A 7,803-nucleotide genomic window follows, 5' to 3' on the forward strand; every position below is an offset into this window, starting at 1 on the left:
GAGGCGCACCACGCGCTCGCCGGCGCGCAGCTGCGGACGGCGAGCCGTCAGCAGCACCGGCTGGTCACCGCTCTCGCCCGGACGGCGGCGGAGCTGGCCGGCGAGGCGGGGCAGTCGGTGAGCGACACGGTCCTGGCCGAGATCGAACAGACCCTCCACGCCGTGCTCGCCCACCCGGACGTCGCCGAGCAGTGGTCTCGGGGGCGGCTGGCCAAGGTGCCGGAAGCGGCGGTCGGCTTCGGCGTCGTCACCCCGGACACCCTGCCGCCCCGGTCCGCGCCCGCGCCGAAGCCCGGCCCCGAACGGCGGTCCCCGTCGCAGCCCGCGCCGGGAAGGGACACCGAGCGGCGGTCGCGACCCGAGCCCGGACCGGAGAAGGACGCCGAGCGCCGGTCGTCGTCCGAGTCCGCGGCGGAGAACACCGAGCGCCGCCGGGAGGCGCGGCGCCTGCGGGCGCTGGAGCGTGCCCGCGCGACGGCCGGGGAGGCGGCGGCGGTCCTCACGCGCCGGGAGCGGGAGCTCGACGGGGCCCGGGAGCGGCGGCGGACGGCGGACGCGAAGGCGGAGGAGGCGGGCGGCCGGGTCGAGCGCCTGGAGCGCGAACTCGCGGGAGCGAAAGAAGCCGCGCGGCGGGCGCGGGAGGCCGTGAGGGCGGCCGACGGCGCGGTGGAGGCGGCGGACCGGGCTCTCACCCGGGCGCGGGAGGCGGCCGACCGGGCGGAGGCCGAGGTCGTCCGGCTCGACCGGCCGGGCCGTGACTGACCGGACGACGGTGGCGAGCGCGCGGCCGGTGACCGAACGATGGTAGTGGCGGGCGGGCGGTGACCGAACGGACGGCGGTGGCGGGCGGGCGGGCGGTGACCGAACGGATGGCAGTGGCGCGGTGAGCCGCGCGAAGCCGGTGGGCGCGCGCCCGGCCCGGCGTACGACGGGCGGGTTCACCCCCGCGCCGTCCGCACCGCGCTCCCGCCTCCCCTCCCCCGTCCGAGCGAACGGCGCGTCCGGGCGTCGAACCTACGGGTGAAATCCGGCCACCGGCGCGCCGAGGGCGGCCTGGGGCTTGGCGGGGTTGTGATTAATCCTTTCTGCGGGTGCGGGCGGTGGGCGCGTGGGGGGATGTGACCTGGGGTTCGCCGCCGGAGTGTGTGGGCCGGGTGGCCGGTCGGGAGTGCAGCGGCGGTCCGGAGTTGCCGAAACGGTACGGGGACGCGGGGAGCGGCTCCGGCGGGTGCCGGTCCCCCGTCCGCCCAGGAAACCGACTCACCGTGGGAGCACTCCATGCGCTTGATCGCGCGCTGCGCGGCACTCGCCGTCCCTCTCGTCCTCACCCCCGTGGTGGCCCTGCCCGGCGCCTCCGCCCAGGAAGAACGGCGGGTGCCCGTCCCGGTGACGCGAACCGCCGGTGTCCCGATCCCGGACAGCTACATCGTCACGCTGAAGGAGGGCGCGGACTCGTCGGCGTTCGTGTCGCGGATCCCGCTCATGACCACGCCCCGGTTCACGTACGGGACCGCGCTCTCCGGGTTCGCGGCGACCCTGACCGACGCGCAGCTCGACTTCGTACGGAAGTCGCCGCTGGTCGCGGCGGTGGAGGAGAACGCCCAGGTCGTGGCGGACGGCGCGGGCGGCCGCCCGCTGGCTCCCGCGGAGAGCTGGGGCCTGGACCGGATCGACCAGCGGACCCTTCCGCTGGACGGTGACTTCACCACGGCCGGCAACGGCGCCGGTGTGCGGGCGTACGTGCTGGACACGGGGATCGACTACGAGCACGCCGAGTTCGGCGGGCGGGCGTCGTTCGGCTTCGACGCGATGAACGACGGCCGTGCGGGGGCGGACTGCCAGGGCCACGGCACGCACGTGGCCGGGACGATCGGCGGCGACACGTACGGCGTCGCCCGCAAGGCCTCGCTGGTCAGCGTCCGGGTGCTGGGGTGCGACGGCAGGGGGGACTGGGCGGGGATCATCGCGGGAATGGACTGGATCGCGAAGAACGCCGTGAAGCCCGCCGTCGTCAACGCCTCCCTCGGCGGCCAGCTGTCCGCCGCGGTGAACGACGCCGCCGACGCCCTGTACGCCAGTGGTGTCCTGCCCGTGGCCGCCGCGGGCAACAGCGCCGCCGACGCGTGCGGCGTCTCCCCCGCGAGCGCCGACGGCGCCTTCACGGTCGGTGCCACGAACCAGAACGACGAGGAGACCTCCTTCTCCAACTGGGGACCGTGTCTGTCGCTCTACGCCCCCGGCGAGGACATCGAGTCCGCCAAGCTGGGCGGCGGCAGCGTGGCGCTGGACGGTACCTCGATGGCCGCGCCGCACGTCGCAGGCGTCGCCGCCCTCTACCTCGCCGCCAACCCCAGCTCCTCCAGCGCGGATGTCGCCGCCTGGCTCGACCGGAGTGCCACCAAGGACGTCCTCCGGTCCGTCAGCCCGACCTCGCCCAACCATCTGGTCTTCACCAACGGCCTCTGACGGGAACCCGGTCCCCGGTCCGGCGCCGCCCGTGCCGGGCCGGGAAGGGACAGGGCCGATCGGCCGCACGGCCGCGGCCACCGGAGGCCGGCCGCGTGGCGGCCGACGGCGCGAAAGCCGGAGGAACGGCGGGGCGACCGCAGACGTGACGCCGCACCGGACAGCACGGCCACTCACCCGTTGTAGCGAAATGCGAGGGAGCGGTGACGCTCCGGAGTGTCGCGCGGGGAAGTCTCGTACACAGGCGCTATCGAGGCGCCCGTACGACGTGCCCGAGGGACGCTCCCCGGGCGAAAGGAAGAACCCCATGCGGATCAGTGTCATGTCGTCCACCACCGCACTCATAGCCGCCGCGACGCTTTTCGCGGCCCCGCAGGCCCTGGCGGTCGAGCTCGGCGAGCACGACAGGACGTTCCTCAAGGCGGCGCACCAGGGCAACCTGGCCGAGATCGCCGCGGGCGAGGACGCCCGGAAGAACGCGACCACGGAGTGTGTGAAGACGGTCGGCGCCGCCCTCGTGCGCGACCACCGGAAGCTCGACGCGGCCACGACGGCGCTCTCGGCGAAGCTGGGCGTGTCCCTGCCGGCGGGTCCGGCGCCGGAGGACGAGCGGAAGCTGGCGGCGGTCCGCGCGAAGGCGGGCACGCCGGCCTATGACGCCGCCTGGCTGGCCGACCAGGAGGTCGCCCACACCAAGACCCTCGCGCTGATCGACCGGGAGCTGGAGGAGGGCCGGAACAGCGAGGTCTTCGCCGCCGCCCGCTCGGCCCGGCCGGTCGTGGCCATGCACCTCGACATGGTGCGGGCCGGCACCTGTCACGCGGCGAAGGCGCCGAAGACCGTCGGCGCGGGTTCCGGCGGCCACGTCGCGGCCGCGGCCGACGAGCGTGACGCCCTCGCGGGGGCGACCCTGGCGAGCGGTCTGCTGCTCACGGCGGGCGCCGGATGGTGGGCCCTGCGCGGGCGCCGCCGGGCGGCCGGCAGGAGCTGACCGGACGTGGCTCGACTCCACCAGGCCTGCGCCGTCCTGGCGGTCGTGGCCGGCGGGGTGCTGATGGCGACGGGCTGGACCCTCCTCGACTCCCGCCCCGCGCGGGACGAGGGGGCCCTGCCCGCCGCCCTGCGGACGGAGGGCCCGGACCGGGCGGCGCCGCCGCCCTCACCGCCGGTCGCCCTGGCCGTCAGCGGGCCGCACCGGCTGCACGTCACGGTCGCGGCCGTGGCCGCTACCCGCGAGGGCGGCCTCGACCTCCCGCAGGACGGCGACAGCGCCGGCTGGTGGGCGCTGGGCGCGGCGCCCGGTGCGCCACGGGGAACGGTCCTGCTGGCCGGGCACCTCGACACCCCGGAGGGCCCCGGCTCCTTCGAGGCGCTCCACGAACTGGGTGTGGGTGCCCGCGTACAGGTGAACTCGGCCGACGGCCGGGTGCACGCCTACCGGGTGACGGCACGCCGGACCTATCCGCGCACCCAACTGCCCGACGACCTCTTCTCGTCGGCCGGCCCCGCGCGGCTCGCCCTCCTCACCTGCGCCGGTGACTACGACCCCGAGGCCGGGCAGTACGACGAGAACCTCGTCCTGTACGCCGCTCCCGCCCCGGCGACCGGGTCCGCACCACCCTGAGGTAAGTTGAACACGTTCAAGTAACGGAACCGGGGGGCGGGGTCATGCCGGGCACGGCGCGGGACAGCATTCATCCGTGGCAGTTCGGGCTCGTCGTGCTCGCGGCGCTCACCCCCTTGCCGGCGGTGGCCGTGGCCGCCGCCGAGGGGTACGTCGATCTGCCGGCCGCCGTGCTCACCATGGTGGTGATCGCCCTCCCTCTGGTCCTCCACGCCCGGCGGACCGGCTTCGCGGTCCTCATCGGCTGCCTCGCCCCGGTGCTGTTGTTCTGGTCCGTCGTCGGCGCCATGGCCGGAATGTTCGTCTTCTTCCCCTCGGTGCTCCACCTGCTCCTGGCCCTCGGCGCGGACCCGCGCCGGAGGCCGGCCGCCGCCAAGGTGATGGCCGCCGCGGGCCTCCTGCTCTCGGCGGCCGCACCGGCCCACTTCCTGGCCTGACCCGACCCGGGGCACAGGCCGCGGGTCGCCTCGCTTCCGTCATGGGCTCACGAGCCCATGTGGACGTGCGACACCCACAACCCCGGCATCCCCGCACGAGACGGTCCGCACGGCGCGGACCGTCTCGTGCGGGCCGAAGGCCGTGTCACGGGCCGGCCGTAGTGGTTCTCCGCGGAGCCGAGCGCGCTGACCACGAGCGGCGGTGGCGGCGCCGGTGGACGTGCCCTGCGGTCCTTTCGGTCAGGGAACAGGCACGGTCGGCGGGTGGGCGGCGGGTGTCTCCGACCGCTGGGACCCGTCCGCGGTCGTCACCAGGCCGGTGATGAAGGTGCGGATCTCTTCGGCCTCGGGAACGGCGAGGGCGGTGTACAGGTCGAGGGCCTGCCGGGCGTGGTCGTGAGCGAGGTCGACCCGGTCGAGGTCGCGGTGGACCTTGGCCAGACCGTGGTGCGCACGGGCCTGTTCGGGGCGGTAGCCGAACTCGCGGGCGAGGGCCAGCGCGGCGTCGTGTTCGACCGCCGCCCGGTCGGGGTCACCCATGGAACGGGCCGCTTCGGCAAGGGCGTTGAGGGACTCGGCCTCGTCGCCGGGGAAGTCGGAGGTGCGGCTCAGCTCCAGGGCCTCGTGATGACGGCGCCGGGCCTCCTCGTAGCGGCCCTGCCGTTGGTACAGGAGTCCGGTGTTGTTCAGCACGATGATCTCGCCGATGCGGGATCCGGTCTCGCGGTACACCCGCAGTGCCTGCCTGTGGCACTCGTGGGCGTCCTCGTACCGTCCTCCCCGTTCGTGGATGACGCCGAGATCGGTCAGGCATCTGGCTTCACCGCCACGGTCGCCGAGCTCACGGAAGAGCTCGAGGGACCGTGCGCAGTGTTCGTGGGCCCGTTCGTACTCCCGCCGCCGCCTGGACACGGTGCCGAGACCGGCCGACGCGCGGGCCTCGGCGCCCCGGTCACCGGTCCCGCGAGCGAGATCCAGGGCCTGCTGGTAGTGCTCGGCCGCTCGCTCGTAGGCGCCGTGCCACCAGAAGTGGACCTCGCCGAGATCGATGAGGGTACGGGCTTCGGCGGCCGTGTCACCGCTCTGGCGGCCGGCTCGCAGGGCCAGTTCGTGGAGGACCTGCGCGTCGGCCTGATGGGCGTGGCCCAGCAGGTAGCGGTGCAGGGTGGCGGCCAGGTGGCTGGTGTGGGTGAGCCAGTCGTGCTCGGCCGCGTACTGGCCGGTCGCGATGAGGTTCGCCCGTTCGACGTCCAGCCAGGCGATCGCCTCGGCCTCGTCCTGTGGGGGCGGCGCCGGGGTGTCCGGCGCGGGGATGCGGGGTCTGCGGTTCCTGCCCTCGGGGTAAAGGTGGTCGATGGCCTCGCTCGCGGTGTGAAGGTAATGGTGGAACAGCCGGCCGAGGGCCTCGCGCCGGGCGTCCGGGGGCTCCTGGGCGGCCGCGGTGGCGAGGGCGTGTTCGCGCAGCAGATCGTGGAAGGTGTAGCGGCCTAGGTGGTGCTGGGCCAGGACATGGGCGTCCAGGAGGTCCTCCAGGAGGTTCTCGGCCTCGTCCAGCGGCAGACCGGCCAGCGCGGACGCCGCCTCGGGGCTGATGTCACGGCCCGGTTGGAGACCCAGGAGCCGGAACATGCGTTGCTGATCCGCGGTCAGCTGCTCGTAGGACAGGGTGAACGCCGCTGCCACCCCGCGCTCCGAGGTGGCCAGCTCGGAGAGCCTGCGGCGCTGGTCACGGAGGCGGCCGGCCAGGTAGGCGACGGTCCAGCGGGGGCGGTGGTGCAGTCGGGCGGCGGCGATGCGGACGGCCAGCGGCAGGAATCCGCACAGCTGGAGGACGTCGAGGACGGCGAGGGGTTCGGCGGACGCCCGTTCGCCGACGATGGCCGTGAACAGCCCCACGGCGTCCGCGGCGGGCAGCACGTCCAAGGACAGGGCGTGGGCCCCGTCCAGGTCGGTCAGCCGTCGGCGGCTGGTGATCAGGACGAGGGCGCGGGAGGCGCCGGGCAGCAACGGGCGGACCTGGTCGGCGCCGAGGGCGTTGTCCAGTACGGCCAGCACGCGGCGGCCGGAGAGTTCGGACCGCCACAGTGCCGCGCGGTCGGCGACCGATGCCGGTACGAGGGAGGCCGGCACACCGAGTTGGCCGAGGAGCACCTCGAGCGCGGCGCCGGCGTCGAGCGGCGCCTGGCCTGCGGTGTGCGCCCGCAGATCGACGAAGAGCTGTCCGTCCGGAAAGTGATCCGCGAGGCGGTGCCCCGCGTGAACCGCGAGGGTCGTCTTGCCGACCCCGGCCATGCCGTCGATCGCCGAAATCGTCACGACACCGCCGCTGTCGCTCGACCACAGGCGGATCAGCCCGTCGAGCTCGCCCTCGCGTCCGGTGAAGTCCGGGACGTCGTACGGCAGGAAGTTGCCCCCCTGCGGCCCGACCTGCGCCGGTGCGGTGACGGGTGCGGTGACCGGTGCGGTGACGGGCGGCCGCAGATCGGGGGCGTCCCGCAGGATGTCCTGTTCGAGCTTGTTGAACGCGTGGCCGGGGTCCAGCCCCTGCCGCTCGGCCAGGGTCAGCCGGAAGGTTCTGGCCACGTGCAACGCGTCGGTCTGGCGTCCGGCGCGGTGCAGGGCGAGCATCAGCTGGCAGCAGAGCCGTTCCCGCAACGGGTTCGCCGCCGTGTGGAAGGACAGTTCGTCAATCAGGTCCTCGTGCCGCCCCCTGGCCAGTTCCAGCTCGGCCAGGCGCTCGACGGCGGTCAGCCGCTGTCCGGTCAGACGTGCTCTCGCGCTCTCCGCGTAAGGGGCGGTGATGCCGGCCAGCGGCTCTCCCCGCCACAGCGCCAGCGCGGCACGTATGCGGTCGGCGGTGTCCCCCGGGGCGTCGGAGTCGGCCGGCGCCTTGGCGATCAGGCTGGTGAACTCGTCCAGATCGAGCTGTCCCGGCTCGGGAGAGATCACGTATCCGGCCGGCCGCGTGGCCAGCATCCCGTCGGCTTCCGAGGCACGCAGCATCCGGCGGATCGCGGCGATCGTGGTCTGGATCTGCGCACGGGCGGAATCCGGCGGCCGCGGCCCCCACATCGCGTCGACCAGGCGATCCGTACTGATCGCGACGCCGGCGTGCAGCAACAGATAGGCGAGCACGGCTCGGTGACGGGGCGCCAGGCCGGGGGCGTCCGAGCCGGGAGCCACGGCCTCCACCGGGCCGAGGATCCTGAACCGCATTCCGTCACTCCGGAGGTCGTCAGCGCGCGCATCGAAGAAGCATCGGGAATGTATCAAGAC

6 protein-coding genes are annotated in these 7,803 nt (G+C 74.3%); 5 read left to right on the top strand and 1 reads right to left on the bottom strand.

Annotated features, from left to right (window positions below):
* From RIF68_RS19625 to RIF68_RS19645, 5 genes are all read left to right on the top strand, one after another.
* Positions 1-762, top strand: a 762-nt coding sequence (locus tag RIF68_RS19625) for a hypothetical protein (protein WP_309052584.1), incomplete at its 5' end; no start/stop codon positions are given.
* A gap of 516 nt (positions 763-1,278) precedes the next feature.
* Positions 1,279-2,466, top strand: coding sequence for a S8 family peptidase (locus tag RIF68_RS19630; protein WP_309052585.1), 1,188 nt, complete (start codon positions 1,279-1,281; stop codon positions 2,464-2,466).
* Between the two features lie 307 nt (positions 2,467-2,773).
* Entirely contained in the window at positions 2,774-3,457 is a 684-nt protein-coding gene (locus RIF68_RS19635) for a DUF4142 domain-containing protein (protein ID WP_309052586.1), read from the top strand.
* Between the two features lie 6 nt (positions 3,458-3,463).
* Positions 3,464-4,090: a class F sortase gene (locus RIF68_RS19640; protein WP_309052587.1), complete on the top strand. Its 627-nt coding sequence runs from the start codon at positions 3,464-3,466 to the stop codon at positions 4,088-4,090.
* A gap of 44 nt (positions 4,091-4,134) precedes the next feature.
* On the top strand, positions 4,135-4,527 hold the full coding sequence (locus RIF68_RS19645) for a hypothetical protein (protein WP_309052588.1): 393 nt from the start codon (positions 4,135-4,137) through the stop codon (positions 4,525-4,527).
* 240 nt (positions 4,528-4,767) lie between these two features.
* Here the strand turns inward: RIF68_RS19645 and RIF68_RS19650 are convergent, their stop codons facing one another.
* Complete coding sequence (locus RIF68_RS19650; RefSeq protein WP_309052589.1) at positions 4,768-7,743, bottom strand: BTAD domain-containing putative transcriptional regulator; 2,976 nt, start codon at positions 7,741-7,743, stop codon at positions 4,768-4,770.
* Positions 7,744-7,803 lie beyond the last annotated feature (60 nt).

The organism is Streptomyces sp. (assembly GCF_031178505.1).
GTDB classification, from domain to species: Bacteria; Actinomycetota; Actinomycetes; order Streptomycetales; family Streptomycetaceae; genus Streptomyces; species Streptomyces gulbargensis.